This window comes from Mycobacterium sp. IDUB_1 (genome assembly GCF_055419625.1).
Genome location: NZ_JBVAYA010000002.1, coordinates 782,107 through 800,998 on the forward strand (window position 1 = coordinate 782,107; position 18,892 = coordinate 800,998).

The 18,892-nt window shown below is 68.0% G+C and carries 18 protein-coding genes and 1 pseudogene; 13 read left to right on the forward strand and 6 right to left on the reverse strand.

Annotated features, from left to right (window positions below; genetic code table 11):
* Positions 1-2: 2 nt before the first annotated feature.
* Positions 3-479, forward strand: a complete 477-nt coding sequence (locus tag ACZYYX_RS16780; protein WP_463815678.1) for an Rrf2 family transcriptional regulator — start codon at positions 3-5, stop codon at positions 477-479.
* Between the two features lie 14 nt (positions 480-493).
* The gene (locus ACZYYX_RS16785; protein ID WP_463815679.1) at positions 494-1,513 is read left to right on the forward strand and encodes a nitronate monooxygenase; all 1,020 of its coding nucleotides are present in this window, start codon (positions 494-496) and stop codon (positions 1,511-1,513) included.
* On the opposite strand, the gene ACZYYX_RS16790 is transcribed toward ACZYYX_RS16785, so the two are convergent.
* Genes ACZYYX_RS16790 through ACZYYX_RS16800 form a run of 3 tightly spaced genes read right to left on the reverse strand, consistent with a single transcriptional unit; the run spans position 1,510 to position 4,329 of the window.
* Positions 1,510-2,382: a DUF4097 family beta strand repeat-containing protein gene (locus ACZYYX_RS16790; protein ID WP_463815680.1), complete on the reverse strand. Its 873-nt coding sequence runs from the start codon at positions 2,380-2,382 to the stop codon at positions 1,510-1,512. The two genes, ACZYYX_RS16785 and ACZYYX_RS16790, sit on opposite strands and share 4 nt — an antisense overlap.
* Before the next feature lie 22 nt (positions 2,383-2,404).
* A complete protein-coding gene (locus ACZYYX_RS16795; protein ID WP_463815681.1) occupies positions 2,405-3,049 on the reverse strand; it encodes a response regulator transcription factor in 645 nt (214 codons plus the stop codon).
* Positions 3,037-4,329 carry a sensor histidine kinase gene (locus tag ACZYYX_RS16800; RefSeq protein ID WP_463815837.1) on the reverse strand — a complete coding sequence of 431 codons (1,293 nt, stop codon included), beginning with the start codon at positions 4,327-4,329 and terminating at the stop codon, positions 3,037-3,039. The genes ACZYYX_RS16795 and ACZYYX_RS16800 overlap by 13 nt, the downstream gene beginning before the upstream one ends.
* Positions 4,330-4,488: 159 nt before the next feature.
* Between ACZYYX_RS16800 and ACZYYX_RS16805 the strand changes: the two genes are divergently transcribed.
* From ACZYYX_RS16805 to ACZYYX_RS16815, 3 genes are read left to right on the forward strand one after another with little or no spacing between them, the layout of a single operon-like run.
* The gene (locus tag ACZYYX_RS16805; protein ID WP_463815682.1) at positions 4,489-5,211 is read left to right on the forward strand and encodes a FadR/GntR family transcriptional regulator; all 723 of its coding nucleotides are present in this window, start codon (positions 4,489-4,491) and stop codon (positions 5,209-5,211) included.
* Complete coding sequence (locus tag ACZYYX_RS16810; protein WP_463815683.1) at positions 5,208-5,876, forward strand: sterol desaturase family protein; 669 nt, start codon at positions 5,208-5,210, stop codon at positions 5,874-5,876. Before ACZYYX_RS16805 ends, ACZYYX_RS16810 begins: the two co-directional genes overlap by 4 nt.
* Positions 5,877-5,919: 43 nt before the next feature.
* Positions 5,920-6,801, forward strand: coding sequence for an LLM class flavin-dependent oxidoreductase (locus ACZYYX_RS16815; protein WP_463815838.1), 882 nt, complete (start codon positions 5,920-5,922; stop codon positions 6,799-6,801).
* On the opposite strand, the gene ACZYYX_RS16820 is transcribed toward ACZYYX_RS16815, so the two are convergent.
* The 3 genes from ACZYYX_RS16820 to ACZYYX_RS16830 are packed head-to-tail and all read right to left on the reverse strand — an operon-like array spanning position 6,794 to position 10,785.
* The gene (locus ACZYYX_RS16820; RefSeq protein WP_463815684.1) at positions 6,794-8,464 is read right to left on the reverse strand and encodes an NAD-binding protein; all 1,671 of its coding nucleotides are present in this window, start codon (positions 8,462-8,464) and stop codon (positions 6,794-6,796) included. The genes ACZYYX_RS16815 and ACZYYX_RS16820 overlap by 8 nt on opposite strands.
* A gap of 38 nt (positions 8,465-8,502) precedes the next feature.
* A complete protein-coding gene (locus tag ACZYYX_RS16825) occupies positions 8,503-9,609 on the reverse strand; it encodes an acyl-CoA dehydrogenase family protein (RefSeq protein WP_463815685.1) in 1,107 nt (368 codons plus the stop codon).
* 15 nt (positions 9,610-9,624) lie between these two features.
* Positions 9,625-10,785 carry an acyl-CoA dehydrogenase family protein gene (locus ACZYYX_RS16830; protein WP_463815839.1) on the reverse strand — a complete coding sequence of 387 codons (1,161 nt, stop codon included), beginning with the start codon at positions 10,783-10,785 and terminating at the stop codon, positions 9,625-9,627.
* A 169-nt stretch (positions 10,786-10,954) separates the two neighbouring features.
* Here ACZYYX_RS16830 and ACZYYX_RS16835 point away from each other — a divergent pair, with 169 nt between their 5' ends.
* The 8 genes and pseudogenes from ACZYYX_RS16835 (at position 10,955) to ACZYYX_RS16870 (ending at position 18,837) form a co-directional block, all read left to right on the forward strand.
* Positions 10,955-11,194 carry a hypothetical protein gene (locus ACZYYX_RS16835; RefSeq protein WP_463815686.1) on the forward strand — a complete coding sequence of 80 codons (240 nt, stop codon included), beginning with the start codon at positions 10,955-10,957 and terminating at the stop codon, positions 11,192-11,194.
* A gap of 32 nt (positions 11,195-11,226) precedes the next feature.
* Positions 11,227-11,760 (forward strand): hypothetical protein, encoded by a 534-nt coding sequence (locus tag ACZYYX_RS16840; RefSeq protein WP_463815687.1) that lies wholly within the window; start codon positions 11,227-11,229, stop codon positions 11,758-11,760.
* A 78-nt stretch (positions 11,761-11,838) separates the two neighbouring features.
* Complete coding sequence (locus tag ACZYYX_RS16845) at positions 11,839-11,991, forward strand: hypothetical protein (protein ID WP_463815688.1); 153 nt, start codon at positions 11,839-11,841, stop codon at positions 11,989-11,991.
* A 61-nt stretch (positions 11,992-12,052) separates the two neighbouring features.
* Positions 12,053-13,111 (forward strand): annotated as a pseudogene (locus ACZYYX_RS16850) (YeiH family protein); the annotation flags it as partial.
* Positions 13,112-13,518: 407 nt separating this feature from the next.
* Entirely contained in the window at positions 13,519-14,295 is a 777-nt protein-coding gene (locus ACZYYX_RS16855; RefSeq protein WP_463815689.1) for a peptidoglycan-binding protein, read from the forward strand.
* Between the two features lie 40 nt (positions 14,296-14,335).
* A complete protein-coding gene (locus ACZYYX_RS16860; protein WP_463815690.1) occupies positions 14,336-16,828 on the forward strand; it encodes a zinc metalloprotease in 2,493 nt (830 codons plus the stop codon).
* 87 nt (positions 16,829-16,915) lie between these two features.
* A complete protein-coding gene (locus tag ACZYYX_RS16865; RefSeq protein ID WP_463815840.1) occupies positions 16,916-17,992 on the forward strand; it encodes a DNA adenine methylase in 1,077 nt (358 codons plus the stop codon).
* A complete protein-coding gene (locus ACZYYX_RS16870) occupies positions 17,992-18,837 on the forward strand; it encodes a hypothetical protein (protein WP_463815691.1) in 846 nt (281 codons plus the stop codon). Before ACZYYX_RS16865 ends, ACZYYX_RS16870 begins: the two co-directional genes overlap by 1 nt.
* Positions 18,838-18,892: the final 55 nt, after the last annotated feature.

The following is an 18,892-nucleotide window of genomic DNA, read 5'->3' on the forward strand; positions in this document are numbered from 1 at the left end:
GCATGCGGATGTCGGCGAAGGCGGAGTATGCCATCCGCGCGATGGTCGAGCTCGCCACTGCCGACGAGGGCACTCTGGTCAAGACCGAGGATCTGGCCAAGGCGCAAGGCATTCCCTCGCAGTTTTTGGTCGACATCCTGTCCGATCTGCGCACCGACCGGTTGGTGCGCAGTCACCGTGGCCGCGACGGCGGGTACGAACTCGCCCGGTGCGCCGCCGAAATCAGCATCGCCGACGTACTGCGCAGCATCGACGGGCCGCTTGCCAGCGTCCGGGACATCGGGCTCGGTGACCTGCCCTACAGCGGACCCACCGCCGCGCTGACCGATGTGTGGCGGGCATTGCGCGCGAGCATGCGTTCGGTCCTCGAAACCACCAGCCTGGCCGACGTGGCCGCCGGTGCACTACCGGCGCACGTGCGTGGCCTGGCCGACGACTACCGCGCGCAGGAAGAGCAGCGCGGGCGCGCCGTGACCTGACCGGAGGAGCACTGATGGTCTTCGATTTTCGTGATCTGACCGCACCGGTGTCGATCGCCCCGATGGCGGGTGGGCCATCGACACCTGAGCTCGCCGCGGCAGGCACCAACGCGGGCGGACTCGGGTTCGTCGCGGCCGGCTACCTCACCCCCGATGGGTTCGCTGAAAGGCTCCGGGCGGCGATGCGCTTGGCGTCAGGGCCCGTCGGCGCGAACCTGTTCGTGCCCGGTCCGGATACCGGCAGTGCGGATGCCCTCGAGCGATACTCCGCGCAGCTGGGACCCGATGCCGAGCGCTATGGCGTCGCGGCGGGTGCGCCACGCATCGATGACGACGCGTGGCAGGGCAAGCTCGACGTGCTCCTCGATCTGCGGCCGGCGTTGGCGTCCTTCACCTTCGGGCTGCCGAGCGCCGGCGAGATCGCGCGCCTGCGGGGCGCCGGCATCACCGTCGCGGGCACGGTCACCACAGTGGCCGAGGCGCGGGCGGCTGCCGACCGCGGCGTCGACGTTCTCGTCGCGCAGGGACCCGCCGCCGGTGGGCATCGCGGGACCTTCGATTCGCAGGCGTGCCCGGCCGAGCAGCCACTCGACGATCTGCTGGTCGAGATCGGCTCCGCTCTCGAGCTTCCCGTGGTTGCGGCGGGCGGCCTGATGACGGCCTCGGACATCGCGCGGGTGCGGCGCCTCGGGGCGGTCGCGGCGCAGTTGGGCACGGCGTTCCTGCTGGCCGACGAAGCCGGGAGCACGCCGGTGCACCGGGCCGCGCTGACGAGCCCTGATTTCACCGAAACGGTTGTCACGAAGGCATTCTCGGGACGCTTCGCGCGCGGCCTGCGCAATCGCTTCGTCGACGACCACGATGAGCAGGCACCGCTGGCCTACCCGCAGGTGCACTATCTGACGAGTCCGCTGCGGGCAGCCGCGGTGCGGGCCGGTGATCCGCACGGCACCAACATCTGGGCCGGCACCGGATTCCGCCTCGCCGAACCCGCCCCGGTCGCCGCGATCATCGAGAAGCTCGCGGGCGGCTAGTTCAGCTGATCGACGGTGACGTCACCGGTCTCGGACCGCACGCTCACCACAGAGGCGGCGCCGTTCGGATCCCGGGTCTGCGGTACGCGAACGACGGTGGAACCCCAGGATTGGCCCGTCGTCGCGTCGACGACGTACGGTCCGGGCGGCGGCAGAGCAATCGTCACGTCGCCGTTCTCGGTACTTGCGTCCAGCGTCTTGGGTGCCCCGGAGAATTCGACGTCGATGTCGCCGCTCTGGGTGGTGGCCTTGAAGGTCTCCGACACCGACACCGCGGCGCGCGTATCGATGTCGCCGTTCTGCGCGGTGATGTCGACGTCGCGCGCGGCGCCCCCGAGAACCACCGCGCCGTCGCGGGTGCGGGCCACCAGTCGGTCGATGTCGGCCTCGAGCATCACCACGCCGGTGTCCTGCTGGGTGGTCACCGTGGTGCGGCGGGCCTGCTCCGGGGGGAGCACCACCGTGATCTGCGATGCGCGGCCCCAGTTCAGCAGCGCGGACGGCTCGGCGTCGATCGTCACCCGGGCCGACGTGCCGTCGGCTGCGACGGAGAGCGGATCCGAGCCTGCACGAACTGAATTGACCATCCTCATGTCGACGCGCGGTGTCGTAGCCTCCCGATCGGTGCTGATGCGCACGACGACGGGAACGGAACCGGTGTCGACGGTCACCGAGCGCAGAGCGGCGGGCAGGGCAGCGCTGTCGGCGACGACCCGGAACGAGCTGACGCCCCAGGCGGTGACGCCGAGCGACGCCACCGTTCCGACGACCAGGACCGTCGCGGCGACGATCAGCAGGGAGCGGATGGCCGTGCGGCCGCCGGCAGACACGACGGGTGGCGGAGTGGGCGGGGTGGCGACTGTGGTCATGATGGAAAGTCCTTTCACGCGTTCAGGATTCGAGGTATCGCAGGACGGCGAGAACGCGCCGGTTGCCACTGTCGTCGGGGGCCAGGCCGAGTTTGGCGAAGATCGAGGCGATGTGCTTCTCGGCCGAACCGACCGACATGTGCAGCACCGTGGCGATCGCCGAATTCGTCTTGCCCTCGGCCATCAGCTGCAGGACCTCGTGTTCGCGCGGCGTCAGCGCGTCCAGGGTGTTACGGCGGTGTGAGCGAACGAGTATCTGCGACACCACTTCCGGATCGAGCACGGTTCCTCCGGCTCCGACGACGGCCACCGCGTCGAGGAAGGCCGGGACGTCGGCCACCCGGTCCTTGAGCAGATAGCCGAAGCCGCGGGTGTCCGAGGCGATCAGCTCGGCGGCATAGCGCTCCTCGACATAGTGCGAGAGCACCAGCACCGGGGATTCCGGGTTCTGGCTGCGCAGAAGCGCTGCGGCGCGGATGCCTTCGTCGGTGAAGGTGGGCGGCATCCGCACGTCGAGGATCGCGAGATCCGGCCGGGTGTCGTTGACCAGGCGCAGCAGGTTGGTCGCGTCGGGAACCCCGGCCACCACGTCGTGACCGGCGTCGGTGAGGATGCGCTCGATACCTGCCCGCAGCAGCGCGGAGTCCTCGGCGATCACGATGCGCATGGCAGCACCGCGGTGATGATCGTCGGACCGGTGACCGGGCTGGACACCGTGAACATGCCGCGCGCCGCGCGCACCCGCTCGTCGAGGCCGCGTAGTCCGGTGGCGTTCTCGTCGCCGGTGATCTGCGCACCGCCGCGCCCGTCGTCGAAAACCGTGACGTGGAGCTGCTGTGCGGCCCCGTCCAGGCGGACCGTGACGGCGGCTTGGTTGGCGCCCGCGTGCCGGGTGACGTTGGTCAAGGCCTCGGCGACGACGAAGTACGCGCACGCCTCGACCTCGTCGGGCAGGCGGCGGGGCAGGTGCACACTCAACGTGGTCGGCACACCGGAGGTCGTCGCGCGTTGCACCACCGCAGACAGTGCCGCGTCGAGACCGCGGTCGGCCAGGATCGTCGGCGCGATGCCGCGCACCACGTTGCGCAGTTCGACGAGGGCGTTCTTCGCCTCGTCATGGGCTTCGGCGATCAGGGCCTTGGCGGCGGGCAGGTCGGTGTCGAGTTTCGTCTGGGCCAGTCCGATCGTCATGGCCAGGGAGACGAGGCGCGGTTGCACCTCGTCGTGGAGGTCGCGTTCGATGCGGTGGCGTTCAGTCTGGGCGGAGGTGACCGCGCCCTGCCGCGCATCGGCCAAGGCGCTGACCTGGTACTGCAGGTGCGCGGTCGGCGACGGGGTCAGCAGCCAGCGGTCGATCGTGGCGTCGAGGGCAGGGGCGTAGACCAGGAGCACGCCCGCCGCGGCGAGCGCCACCACCGCCAACAGCAGGGCCACCGGTGTGGGCAGGAACGACAGACCGGCGTCGGCGTCGCTGTTGCCGATCGCGATCGCGGCGGCGGGTGCGAGGAACGCGAACACCAACAGCGCGGCCGCGAGGCCGGTGGCCAGGATGTCGTAGGTCATGCGCAGGTAGTGGTGGGCCACGGCCTTCCAGAAGCGGGCGCTGCCCAGGTCGAGCAGAATCTGGTGCGCCCAGCGCTGGAAGCCGGCGTGCGGGGAGAGTCGGCGCGGCGGGATGCCGATGCCCATGCCGAACACTGCCTCGCTGCGCACCCGTTCGACTCGCTCGACACCGCGCATCAGGTAGGTGAACACCACGGCGGCGAGGACGAAGCCGATGACGCTCGGGATCGACGAGACGCCGATGATCAACAGTGTCAACGGAATCCAGAACCAGACGGTGGCGATCGCGGCGCCGGTGATCATCGAGGCGGTGGGTACCACGCCGACGGTGGCAGTGCGCGGAGCCGGCGGTGGCGTCGCGATGTCGGGTGCCGGCTCGATCATCGTGGCAGCTGGTGCGGTCATGTCCACCAACCTAGGGATCACAACGCGAGGGCGGGACGGCGTTTTCCCGCCAGTCCAGCGGGGGATAACCCCCGGCCAGCCGAAGACTGCTGGTCTGACCACTTGACCGCCTGGCCGTCAGCAGGGCAAGGTGGGGGCATGGCGCTGCGCCCCGTGAACCGTCGTTCGGTACCCGAAGACGTCTTCGACCAGATCGTCGCCGACGTGCTCAGCGGCGAGATGCAACCCGGAGAGGCCCTGCCCAGCGAGCGGCGGCTCGCCGAAGTGCTGGGCGTCTCGCGTCCCGCGATCCGCGAGGCGCTCAAGCGTCTGGCCGCCGCAGGTCTCGTCGAGGTGCGCCAGGGCGACGCCACCACCGTGCGCAACTTCCGGCGCACCGCGGGCCTCGACCTGCTTCCCACACTGCTGATGCGCGGAGGAGAGCTGGACCTCGATGTCGTGCGCAGCATCCTGGAGACACGGCTGCACAATGGGCCCAAGGTCGCCGAACTCGCTGCCCAGCGCGGCGGCCCACACGCGCGCGAAACCCTCGATCAGGCTCTGGCCGCGCTATCCGGTGAAGCCGATCCCATTGCCGCGCAACGGTATGCGCTCGACTTCTGGGATCACATCGTCGACTGTGCTGACTCGATCGCGTTCCGGCTGATGTTCAACACACTGCGCGCCACCTACGAACCCGTTCTGCCCGCCCTGGCTGCCGTCATGGCAGCCGAAGTCGAGCGCGTCGACGACTACCGCGATCTCGCCGACGCCGTGATCGCCGGAGACGCGAACGCGGCCACCACCCACGCCCGTCGCCTACTCGAACCGGCGACCACCGCCCTGCTCACCGCCCTGGCCCATCTGGAGGAGAAGCTTTGACCAGCGCACGCGTCCGACCCACCCGCCGGCAGTTCACCCTCGGGGACGCCGTACGCGAATTCGTACGGCACCCGTCCCCGTGGATGATCGGCACGACCCTCGTCGTCGCGGCCACCGCGCGCCTGTGGCTCGGCGAGTGGAGTTGGGCCGACGCCGTCGTGCCCGCCGTGATGCTCGCCGTGTTCCCCTTCTTCGAATGGGTTGTCCACGTGTGCATCCTGCACTGGAAGCCCCGCCGCATCGGTGGTCTACGCGTCGACTCCCTGCTCGCTCGCAAACACCGGGAACACCACGTCGATCCGCGGCACGTCGCACTGATCTTCATCCCGTGGCCTGCGCTGCTGTGGGTGTTGCCGGTGTCAGTCGCTGTCGCGCTGTCGGCATTTCCCCGGACAACCCTGGGCCTGACATTCCTCACGTTCCTGGCCGTGCTGGGGCTGTGCTACGAGTGGTGCCACTACCTGGTGCACTCCGACTACAAGCCCAAAACCGCTGTGTTTCGCGCGGTGTGGCGCAATCATCGCCAGCACCACTTCAAGAACGAGCACTACTGGTTCACCGTCACCAGCGCCGGCACCGCCGACCGGGTGCTGGGCACCTGTCCGGACCCCGCGGCCGTCGAGACGTCGCCGACCGCCAAGAACCTGCACGGCCAACCGGCGTAGATCGTGACAACCCGCATGTCAGAATTCCGGCGTGCGTATCGGGATGACGATGCCGGTGATGGAACCCGACCTGGACAGAGCGACACTGCGGGCGTGGGCGCGGGTGGTCGACGACGGGCCGTTCTCCTCGCTGTGCTGGGGTGAGCGGATCGCGTTCGACAATCCGGAGACCCTGACACTGCTCGGAGCCCTGGCCGCGTGGACGGATCGGGTGCGCCTGGTGACGACGGTGGTGATCCCGCAGTTGCACGATCCCGTCATGCTGGCCAAGGCGCTGTCGACCGGCGATCTGCTGTGCGATGGCCGATTGACGGTCGGGATCGGTGTCGGCGGGCGACACGAGGACTACCGCTCTGTCGGCGCCGACCCGGCGACCCAGACGATGCGACAGCTCGCCGACCGGGTCGCTGTCATGCAGCGGGTCTGGGCGGGGGAGAACGTCACCGGTGCGACGCTGCCGGTGGGGCCACCACCCGTGCAGTCGGGTGGGCCCGAATTGCTGGTCGGCACAACGGGTCCGAAGACGCTGCGCAGTGCTGCGAGCTGGGCTGCCGGCCTGGCGGGCACCAGCCTGGATCTGAACACGGCCGCCCAGAACGAGTTGTTCGACGTCGCACGCGCCGCGTGGCGGGACGCGGGCAAGCCGGCACCGCACCTGGCCACCTCGTTCTGGTTCGCGATCGGTGACGGGACCGCCCCGCGCGAGCAGGTGCACCGGCACCTGCGGCGCTACATCAACTGGATACCGGCCGAGATCGTCGACGCGATGGCCCCGACCACGGGCTGGGCCGGCACGCAGGACGAATTGCGCACTGTTCTGCGCCGATTCGCCGACATCGGAACCGACGAGATCCATCTGATCCCCACCAGTGACGACCTCGAGCAGCTGCGGCAGGTCGCCGAGGTGGTGTCGGACCTCAGCTGAGCGCCGGCGTGCCGGCGGGCGACCGGCCGCGCCCCTTGCTCAGGGTGGCGAGCAGTTCGCGGTAGGGGCCGACCAGATAAGCAGTGTCGCCGGCTTGCAGCTGCGAGTCCCGTCGTGGGTGTAGCTCACGGGCGCCGTCGCCGCCGACGATGGCGATCACCCGGGTCTGTGTCGAGAGCTCCGCCATCCGGATGCCATCGAGCTCACTTCCGGGGTCCACGCGGACTCCGCCGACCATGAACGACGCCTGGCCGACCGAGAACGTCCCGAAGACGGTGAGGCCCAGCGCCGCTCCGATGAACCAGGGCGCCGCCAACTCGACGGTCGACAGCACGGTGTCGAAGCCGAATCGGTGCGCCACCGCCGCGCCGAGCGCGCGGTCGAAGACTCGCAGGACCACCGGTACCCCGGCGCGGTCCTTGAGGTGCTCGCGGGTGACGATGGCCGTCTCGATGTTGACGACGTCGGCGTCGGTGAGAACCGCCACCGCCCTGGCCTCGTCGATGCGCGCCGCTTCCAGTGTCGAGGGCAGCGTGGCGTCGCCGAAGATCACTGGGATGCCGCGGTCGGCAGCAGCCGAGAGGTAGCGGTTCTCGTCGTTGAGCTCGATCACCGCGACGTCGTGGCCGGCGGCCTTGAGGTCGGTCGCCACCCGAATACCGAACGACCCCAGGCCCACCACGATCATGTGGCTCTGCAGCTCGCGAACCTTGCGCCGGCCCGCGGAATACGCCAGTCTCCGCGAGAGCAACAGGTCGGCGACGAACGCCATCAATACCGCGGTGGTGGTGATGCCGGCGAACATCAACACGATGCTGAACAGACGCAGCCAGGTCGGTTGATCGCTGAAGCTGAAGTCGCCGTACCCGACGGTGGCGATGGTCTCGGTGGAGAAGTACAGCGCATCGACGAAGCTCATCCCCGGCTTGTTGTAGGAGAACCACAGCAGGATCGTCGACCCGAGAAGCAGACTCATCGACACCGACAGCGCGCGATAGAAGTTGGGGTTGACGTCCTCGCGAAAAGCTCTCACCGCATTTGCCATTCGGGTCATCGGGGAACGCCGGGGGCGGGGCCGGGCAGCGGTGTCCGGTTCGTCGAGTTCTCCCGCGGTGCCGATCATCGCGACCCAGTCGCCCTCGTCGACGTGCACATCGCGTCCCGGGCACGTCGTCACCGCTCCCGGTGTCGGACTCCGGTCGCCGTGCACGACGGCCACCGGGGCGAGGTCCCCGTGGATCTCGCGCAGCGTGCCGGCGCGGGGCATCGCCGCGCCGGAGACCACGAAGCGCAGATCGCCTGCCGCGATCGAGTGTGTGGTGCGGGCGAGGCATCGCTCCACCACCGACGGGGCGGCGAGATCGGCCACGTCGAGCACTGCACCTGGACCGTTGCCGGCGGCCATCGCCTCCCGCAGCACGGTGTTGGCGAGGCGGGCCACGACCCGCACCGTGGGGCTCAAACGGCGTGCCAGCAGCGCGATCTCGAGATTGTCCGCGTCATCCGGCCCTGCGCACACGACGGCGGTGGCGGTCGCGACGCCGGCAGCGGTGAGCTGATCGGGTCGATCGATCACCGTCACCGTCGCGCCGGCGCCACGCAACTCCTCGGCGATGCGCATCGCCAGCGCGTCGCCGCCGCTGACGATGGTGTGGCCGACCATTGCAGCAGGCTACGCAATGTGGCGCTGCCCGGCAGGATTTAGACGGTGACGACCTCGTACTCGCCGAGCTGGCCGACCAGCGTGTGCAGGTGATCTTGAGCCGACCCCAGCGTCTGCTCGATGGCGGTGAGCCGGGCGGCGTAGTGGCCCACCGGATACTCGGCGGTGACGCCGATGCCGCCGTGCAGCTGGATCGCTTCCTGGGCGATGTGACGGCCCGACCGGCCGATCTGCACCTTCGCTCGCGCACCGATCGTCGCACTGGTGTCACCGTCGGCGATCGACATGGCCGCGTACAGCGCCATGCTGCGGGCCAGTTCGAGCGAGACGTACATGTCTGCCGCGCGCTGGGTCAGCGTCTGGAACTTGCTCAGTGTGACGCCGAATTGCTTGCGCTGGGTGAGGTATTCGGTGGTCAACCGCAGCGCTTCTTCCATTGCTCCGAGCGCCTCGGAGCACAGACCCGACGAGAACCGCACCAGGGCGCGCTCGACGGCCGCCGATGCGTCGACCGCATCGCCGAGCGGCTCCGCCGCGGCACCGTCGAGGTCGATCTCGGCGCCGCGCTGGCCGTCGAAGGTCTTGTAGGGCTTGCGTGACACGGCGCCCGCGTCGACCAGGAACAGCCCGGTGCCGCCGTCAGGCAGTGCGGCCGACACCACCAGGGTGTCAGCGCAATCACCGGCCAGCACAGGATTCTTGGTGCCGCTGACCGTCCAGCCGTCCCCCGCGCGTGCGGCGGTGGTGGAAACCGTCGCGGTGGGCCGGCGCATCCCCGGCTCGCTGTGGGCGAACGCCAGCAGCCGCTCGCCGGCGGCGACCTCGTCGAGCAGCGCGCGCTGCTCGGCAGTGCCGACCTCCGCGATCACCGCACCCGGGCCCAGGGCCGCGTGCAGGAGAGGCTCGGGAGCCAGCCGGCGGCCGACTTCGACGAGCACGGCGTGGATCTCGAGCTGACCACCGGCGTCTTCGTCGAAACCGAGCCCGAGCACGCCGGTTTCGGCGAGCTGGCCCCACACATCGCGGCTCCAGCCCTGGTCGGTGTCGAGGACCTTGAGGCGGCTCTCGACATCGTAAGCGCGCGTGAGCATCTCGCGGGTGGTGTCACGCAGCAGGGTCTGTTCTTCGCTGAACTGGAAGTCCATGAGTTCGCCTTGTCTCTACAGTCCGAGGATGGTCGACGAGATGATGGTGCGCTGCACTTCGTTGCTGCCGCCGTAGATCGAGGTCTTGCGGTAGTTGAGGTAGCGCGGTGCACTGTGCTGCGCCCACTCGGGGGACGCGATGTCGGCGTCGGTCGGGAACGGCAGGATGTCGGGCCCGGCCACCTCCATCAGCAGTTCGGTGGCGACCTGCTGCAGCTGGCTGCCCCGCAGCTTCAGCACCGACGACGCCGGGTTGGGCTTGCCGCCCTTGGAGCCCGAGGCGACCCGCATCTGCGTCAATTCCAGCGCGAGCACGTCGTTCTCGGCCTCGGCCAACCGGGCGGCGAACAGCGGGTCCTCGAGCAGGCCGCTGGCTTTCGCGCGCTCCTTGACCTCGGCGAGGCGCACCTTGGTCCGGGCGACCTGGGCGATGCCCGTGCGCTCGTTGCCGAGCAGGAACTTCGCATACGACCAGCCCTGGTTCTCCTCGCCGACGAGATTCTCGACGGGCACCCGGACGTCTTCGAAGAACACCTCGTTCACCTCGACGCTGCCGTCGATGAGCTTGATCGGCCGCATCGTGATCCCGGGGGTGTCGAGGTCGATCAGCAGGAACGAGATGCCGGCCTGCTTCTTCGGCGCGTTCGGATCGGTGCGCACCAGGCAGAAGATCCAGTCGGCGTACTGGCCCAGCGTCGTCCACGTCTTCTGTCCGTTGACCACGTAGCTGTCGCCGTCTCGCAGCGCGGTCGTCCTCAGGGAGGCCAGGTCCGACCCCGCCTCGGGCTCGGAAAAGCCCTGGCACCACCAGATGTCGAGGGAAGCCGTCGGCGGCAGGAACCGCTCCTTGACTGCCTGGGAGCCGAACTCGGCGATCACCGGACCGACCATCTTGGCGTTGAAGTTCAGCGGCTCCGGCACGCACGCCAACTGCATCTCGTCCAACCAGATCTGGTGCTGGGTGGGCGTCCAGTCCTTGCCGCCCCATTCGACCGGCCAGCTGGGCACCGCGAGGCCGTGGTCATTGAGGATCTTGTGGGTGGTGACGATGTCGTCTTTGGTGATCTCCGTGCCGGCGCGGCTGCGTTCCCGGATCTCGGCGGGGATCTCCGTCCGGTAGAAGGTGCGAAGCTCGTCGCGGAACGAGGCTTCCTCGGGTGTCAGTGCCAGCTGCATGGCGGCCTCCTGCTCCATCGGTGGACTCCCTGCAGACTAACCACTTGGTTGGCACCCCCTTCGCGCAGTGCTGGCGATGTCATTTCTGCGCGCGTTTTATTGCTTGCGACGTCAAATGGACGCGTAACCTCTGCAGGTGTTCGCAACTCGTCTGAAGAGGGGATTAGACATGCGCAGACTCGCGAGGACAGTCGGGGCCTCGGCCTTGATCGTCGGCTCACTACTGGGGGCGCCTACCGCCGCCGCGGCACAGCTCGCCAACCCCGCTCCCGCGCCGGCTCCCGCGCCCGTCCCCGAGCGTCCAACGGTGCAGCTGCTCGATTGCTACGGGTCCACCGGCTGGATGGGCTGCGGCCCCGGCTGGACGTGGCGCGACGGCTGGCGCGGCTTCGCCTGCTACCCCTGCTGACCCGACGACCCTCGAACACTGCGGAGAAACAGATGAAACTTCCAGCTATCTCCCTCGGGGGACTGGCCGCCGCGTCGGCCGTACTCAGCATCGGACTCGGAACAGCCTCGGCCGCACCGAATTACGACACACTGCCCGTCAATCCGAACACCTCCACCGACTCCACGGCCTACGTGGCCGTGCCACCGGTGCTCGATCCCGGCGGTCAACAGGGCGTCGAGCAGGTGTTCAACCACCGGGACGGCACTCGTGGCATCACGACCAAGATCCTGGTGCTGGCGTCGCCGCAGGCGGCCACCGATGCGATGAACGCCTGGCGTGACGGCCTCGGTGCTGTGGTCGCCAATCCGCAGCCCGGGCCCGTCGACGTCGCTCCTGGCGCGATGTGGACGACCGGGCTGTCGCCGAACGGATCGCAGTCCGTCGGCGTGCTGATGTTCACGCGGGGCAACGCCGCGGTCGACGTGGAGTTCGACGGTCCGGTCAATGATCCGGTGCCTGCCGACCTCGCGACGCAGTACGGCAAGGACCAGGTGGCCGCGCTGGATCAACAGCTGGGTTCCTAGCCCCGACGCGCCAGTCCTCTCGGATCACGCCGAGTCTTTTCCTGGTCGATGTGAGACTGCCGGGGCTACACCTTGCTGGTGACCGGTACGGATCAGGGGGCGCCCGACGCACCCCAGTCAACAGATGAACAGAGGTTCGCAGGTCTGAGCCTCGACTGGTGGGCGACCATCGTGGCAGGCGTCATCGTCGCCCTGGCGGTGGCCGACGTGCTCCCGAAAGTTCCGTGGTGAACCGATGAGCAATGTCGTTCAGGAGGCCGGCCACCAGCGGAACGCCTCAGCCGGTCGTAACCCTCTCACCTACCTACCGGGGTTGCTGCTGCTCGTCGCCGTCGGCGTGGCGGGCAAGTATGCGCAGGTGGGGTGGAACGCGTTGGCAAAGCACGAGCACTGGACCGTGCCCGACATCGAGTACGTCCTGTGGGCCATCGTCATCGGTTTGGTGATCGCCAATACCGTTGGCGTGCATCGCGTTTTCCGACCCGGCGTGCAGACCTACGAGTTCTGGCTCAAGCTCGGCATCGTCGCCCTGGGGGCCCGCTTCGTGCTGGGTGATGTGATCAAGTTGGGCGGCGTCTCCCTGGTGCAGATCGTGCTGGACATGGCGATCGCCGGCTCGATCATCATTCTCGCTGCCCGACTGTTCGGATTGTCGGGCAAGTTGGGGTCACTGCTGGCCATTGGTACGTCGATCTGCGGTGTCTCGGCGATCATCGCTTCCAAGGGCGCCATCCGCGCGCGCAACTCCGAGGTGAGCTACGCGATCGCCGCGATCCTCGCACTCGGCGCGGTGGCGTTGTTCACGCTGCCGCCTCTCGGCCATGCGATCGGGCTCACCGATCACGAGTTCGGACTGTGGGCCGGGCTCGCCGTCGACAACACGGCTGAGACCACGGCGACGGGGTTCCTCTACTCCGACGAGGCCGGCAAGATCGCGGTGCTGGTGAAGTCGGTGCGCAATGCGCTCATCGGCTTCGTCGTATTGGGCTTCGCGCTCTACTGGGCCGCGCGCGGGGAAGCCGACCACATCGCTCCGGGGGTGCGCGCCAAGGCCGCGTTCGTGTGGGAGAAGTTCCCCAAGTTCGTCCTCGGGTTCCTCGTGGTGTCCGCACTGGCCACCGCGCACCTGATCAACAAGGGGCAGATCACCAACCTGGGGAACGTGTCGAAGTGGGCGTTCCTGCTGACATTCGCCGGCGTCGGACTCAACACGAACTTCCGCGAACTGGCACGGGCCGGATGGCGCCCGCTGGTCGTGGCGGTCATCGGACTCGTCGTCGTGGCGGCGGTGTCGCTGGCTCTGGTGCTGGTGACGTCTCGGGTACTTGGTTGGGGCGTAGGCGCTCACTGACGAGGCGATAGGGGTCCCGATAGGGCGCCGAGTGCACGCACTCTGATCTGTCCACTCGCGAGTCACGTCGTAAAGCGAACACTCGGCGGCAAAGTCCACTCCTGGCTCACGCTGAGGTCGCGCGGACGGGAGCGCGACCGAGATCAGCTAACCCGACGTGAGAACGTGACCGCGGGGGCACCCAGAAATTTTTTCGACGAACTGCTAATTCGTTGAACACGGAATCACCTGTCTGACAGGTATTTCTATCCATCGACTCCTGTCGACAGCAATTCTGTAGAATTGCTAATTTCTGAGAATTTTCTCCGAAACCGGTTTGACATCGCTGTCAATAGAGCACTCAGCGCACGAATGAATGACCCCGCATCGTCGCGGCGGGGACGGCGCTGAACGCAGGAGAAGAAACCATGGCTAATCACGGATTGACCCCCGAGGAGCTGCAGGCCGAGGTCGGCATCGCGCTTCCCGACAAAGAAGTCGTCTCGATCATCGACGTCAACGCCGACATCAACGTGGGCATCGACGCCGCGTCGCCGATCGACCTGTCGGCCGCCGCCAACCTCAATGTCGCCGCCCCCATCCAAGCGGGCGCAGGGGCGAATGTACTGACCTACGGGTCGGGCGCCGACGCCATGGTGACGCACTCCGCCGACGGCGGCGTGGTGATCATGCAATCGATGGACGATGTCACAGCGGATGCGTCGTCGATTCAGGACAGCGCCATCGACCAGGCCGGCGACACGTCGACCGGCACGGTCACCGACACCGGCGCGGACACGGGGACAGACACCGACGCCGACACCGGTGCGACGGTCGACACCGGAACCGGCACCTTCGCCGACGGTGCGCTGCTCAACGTCGATGTGAACGTCGACCTCAACGCCGATCTCGCCGCACCGATCGCTGGCGGCGTCGCGGCCAACGCCAACGTGGCCGCGCCCATCAACGCCGGTGTCGCCGCGAACATCGGGTCGTGGGACTCCACGGCCGATGCGGTGTCCATCCAGGACGCCACGATCACGCAAACCATGAACGACGTGCACGCGACCGCCGACTCCGATCAGACGTCGAGCATCGCCCAGGGCAGCACCCCCGGAACGGCCGACAGCGCCTCGAGCGCCACCTCCAGTGGCACCAGCGCCGGCACGAGTTCTGCAGGGAGCGATAGTAGTTCGGCCGCCTGATCAGGCGCGCACACACTCCTCACGGCGAAAGGTTCGAACAGTGACCGTGACGAGCGAGGGGTCGGTGCCCACACAGGAGGTACTGCAGCGCGCCGATGGGGTCGGGCTGATCGGGGAGATGGCGGGGTCGGGCTACAAGGTCCCGCCCTCCCTGGTCCTCCGGGCCGACGGGCAGACGATCCAACTCACACCACTGCTGTACGCGACACTGCGGGCGATCGACGGGTCCCGCACACCCGACGAGGTGGCGAACGCGGTGTCAGAGGAGACCGGCCGGGATGTCTCGGCCGACAACATCGGCCATCTGGTCGACAAGCAGCTGCGGCCCCTGGGCCTGCTGGTGCTACCCGACGGGACGCAGCCCGCGACGAAGAAGCGAAACCCTCTCCTCGGGTTGCGCTTTCGCTACGCCGTCACCGAGCCGGAGCGCACCCGTCGGCTGACGGACCCCTTCCGCTTCCTGTTCCGGCCGTGGATGGTCGTGCCGCTGCTCGTCGTCTTCGCCGTCGTCTGCTGGTGGGTCTTTCTCCGAAAGGGGTTGGCGCACGCGGCCTATGACGCATTCCAACGGCCCGGCCTGCTGATCCTGGTTTTCGTCGTCACCGTACTCTCGGCGGGCTTTCACGAGTTCGGCCACGCCGCCGCGGCCCGATACGGCGGTGCGACACCGGGGGCCATGGGTTTCGGCGTTTACCTTGTGTGGCCAGCGTTCTACACCGACGTCACCGACACCTACCGGCTGGGCCGCCGAGCTCGGGTGCGTACCGATCTCGGTGGGCTCTATTTCAATGCGATTGTCGCCGTGGCGATCACGGGTCTGTGGCTGTGGCTGCGCTACGACGCGCTGTTGCTCGTGGTCGCCACCCAGATTCTGCAGATGCTGCGGCAACTCGCGCCGATGGTCCGCTTCGACGGCTACCACGTACTGGCTGACCTCACCGGGGTGCCCGATCTTTACTCGCGGATCAAGCCCACTCTGCTCGGCCTGCTGCCATGGCGGTGGGGCGACCCGCACGCCGGCATGCTCAAGCCCTGGGCGCGAATGCTGGTGACGGTCTGGGTGATGGTCGTCGTACCGATGCTGTTGATCGCGCTGGTGGGCGCTGTCCTCGCGCTGCCCCGGCTGCTCGGCTCGGCGTGGTCGGCGCTCAATGCCCAGAAGGACGTGCTGTTGGCGGCGTGGGATGGCGGCGACGTGATCCAGATGGCCGCCCGCATGCTGGCCATGATTGCGATCGTCATCCCGGTTGCGGGTGTGCTCTACATGCTGGTGCGGTTCCTGAGGCAGACCACACTCGGCACGTGGAAGGCCACCACGGGGAAGCCCGCGATGCGGATGCTCGCGCTGCTTGCCGGTACCGCGATGGCCACGGGGGTGGCGTACGCGTGGTGGCCGGGGGAATCGACGTACCGGCCGATCCAGCCCTACGAACGCGGCACCATCGGTGACATCGCCTACGCGGTCGGGCTCGAGCGGCTCGGTTCACCGCCGCCGCAGCGGTCTGCGCCCACCCGGCCGGTCGCCGCGACCCGCACGATCAGCCCCGGTCAGCGCGGCGTGATGCGAGCGATGTGGGACACCCGCAGCCCGCTGCCGACAGCGGGGCAACCACGGTTGATGGTCGTGCTGATCCCGCGGATTCTGCGTTCCGGGGGCGCGGCGGGGTCCTCGGCTCCGATCACGACGGTCGCCGACAAAGGGTGGGTCTTCCCCGTCGACAAGCCACTGACCCCCGGGCCCGACGACAACCAGGCACTCGCGGTCAACACGACGAACAACACCGTCGTCTATGACACGGCCTTCGCGTTGGTGTGGCAGACCGACGAGGAGTACGCGGAGAACATCAACGACGCGGAAGCCTATGCCTCGTGCCGGAATTGCGGTGCCGTGGCCGTGGCGTACCAGGTGGTGTTCGTCATCGACGGTGACGAGTCCAACAACAACGTCGCCACCCCGCAGAACCTGGCGGGCGCACTGAACTACGACTGCATCAACTGCCTCACCTATGGGCTCGCGCAGCAGCTGTTCATCACCATCGACGAGCCGCTCTCGCCGGCGGCGATGACGAAGATGGACGAGGTGTGGTCGAGGGTGGCGGCGTTCCAGGCACAGATCGAGGCCGGGCAGGTGAAGCTCGCCGACATCCAACCGCAGCTGGAGGCCTACACCGACGAGATCAAGGCGATCGTCGAGGAAGACCAGCCAGGCACGTTCGCGACCCCGACGACGGCGGCCGCGACGTCGTCCTCGCCGCCGACGACCGCCACGTCGACCAGCGCCGTTCCCACGGTGTCGGAGACGGCCACTCCGACCGGTGCCGAGCCGGAACCGAGCGCGGCGGCCGAGGCGTCGGCGACCGAGACGGCGGCTCCGTCGACGTCGAGCGCACCGACGACCACGGCGGGTCGACGTCGACGGTGGCGACCGCGGATCCCACGACGGCTGCGACCGCGTCGGCGGACTCGACGGCGGATGCGAGTTCGGCGGGGACGGACTCCAGCGACAGCACAGGTTGACGGTGGTCACCGCTAGGGTGACCGGCACTGTGATGAATGAACCGATCGACCTCAGCGCGTTCGCGAACATGCGGCGGTGAGCGTGCCGGGAAAGCGGGCCGATGTGTGGGAATCTGTGTCCGTGGCGCGCGCATCTGATCTGACGTCCTCGGACGTCGTCGCCAAGGCGCAGCGCTTCCCCCGGCTGCGCTACATGGGATCCAAGTATCGGCTCCTGCCGCACCTGGAACGCGTCTTCGCCGAGATCGGCGGGGACACCGCCGTCGACGCGTTCTCGGGGTCCGGAGTGGTGTCCTATCTGCTCAAGGTGCAGGGCTTCGCGGTCACTTCGAACGACTTCCTGAATTTCCCGGCCGTCATCGCAGCGGCCACGGTGCAGAACTCCTCGGTCAAACTCGACCAGGATCTGATCGAGGCGATCTGCGGGCCGCCGGCTGATGACCGTGACTTCATCCAGAGCACCTTCGACGGTCTGTACTTCACGCCCGAGGATCGGCAGTTCCTGGATTCCGCGTGGTCGCACATCGACACGTTGACGGGCCATCGGCGCAATCTCGCGATCTCCGCACTGGTGCTGTCGGCGGCGCGCAAGCAACCGCGCGGAGTCTTCACCTTCACCGACGGCACCAAGTACGCCGACGGGCGCCGCGATCTGAAGCTGTCGCTGCGCGACCACTTCCGCGAACGCGCGCTCGACTACAACGCGACGGTGTTCAGTAACGGCACACGCAGCCGGGCCCGCCGCGGTGATGTGTTCGAAATCCCCGACAACACACCGGATCTGGTGTATCTCGACCCGCCGTACGCCCCGCCCAGCGACGACAACGACTACATCAAGCGCTACCACTTCCTCGAAGGCCTGTCCGTGTACTGGCGTGATGTGACGATCATGGAGCACACCAAGACCAAGAAGCTGGAGAAGCGCTTCACGCCGTTCGCCTACAAACGCACGATCGAAGACGCGCTGCTGCGGTCGTTCGAGCATTTCGCCGACGCGGGCGCGATCGTGCTGTCGTACTCGTCGAACGCGATCCCGGGGGCGGCGCGCATCCGTGACCTGCTGGGCAAGGTCAAGCCGTCGGTCGAGGTGATCGCGATCGATCACAAGTACAGCTTCGGCACGCATGTGGCGGCCGCCCGGCGCGACGTGAGTGAGTACCTGTTCATCGGGCGGGACTGATGAGCAGTGCCGTCGCCTTCGACGACTACGTGGCGTCGCTGGGGCGGCTGACCGCGATCGTGGATCCGACGGCGTCGACGCCCGAAGCCGAGGCGATCAGCGAGGCGGTGGCCAGTCTGGAGCAGCTCGCCGAGATCGACGCGGCCTCGCTGACCGAGTGGACACAGCGGAATCCTCAGTCGGTGCACGTGCTGGGTCTGACCGTGGGGCTCGGCCAGGAGAAGCTCAAGGCGGCGCTGACCACGGAGTTCGGCACGGCCGGGTTCGTCACGCTGGCGCGGAAACGGCCGGCGGAGCTCGTCGCGATGCTCGACGAGCAATTCGATCTGCTGCGGCTGCTGCGCATGCAGCGCAACCGCACCTATGGCTTGGCTGATGTGTTGATCGCGCGGGCCGGGCCGCGGGCGACCGCGTCAGGGGGGCAGGCGTCGGGTCGCCGGATCGAGGACGAGATCTCAGCGATTGCAGCCGATCTGGGTCTGCCGCACGCGCAGCGCTCGCGGTTCACGGGGCGCCAGGGGCGTACGGCGCCGGCCGATTTGATCGTCCCCGACGCTGACAACGCGTCGATCGTCGTGGCGGCGAAGGGCTTCGACTCGACGGGCAGCAAGCTCACCGATGCGGTGCGTGAGATCGAGGAGATGGCCGAGGTGCGGTTGCCGCGCCAGTACGTCTTCGCGGTCATCGATGGCATCGGCTGGCATCGGCGCAAATCCGACCTGAAGAAGATCCACAGTTTGTGGGCCAACGATCACATCGACGGTATGTACACACTCGCGAGCCTCGATCAGTTCCGCGTCGATCTACATGACGCCGCAACGCGGCTCGGGCTGGGCGAGGGATGAAGGACGTCGGCGCCGTCCGCGGGTGCGGGGATGACGCCGAAAGCCTGTGCGTAGC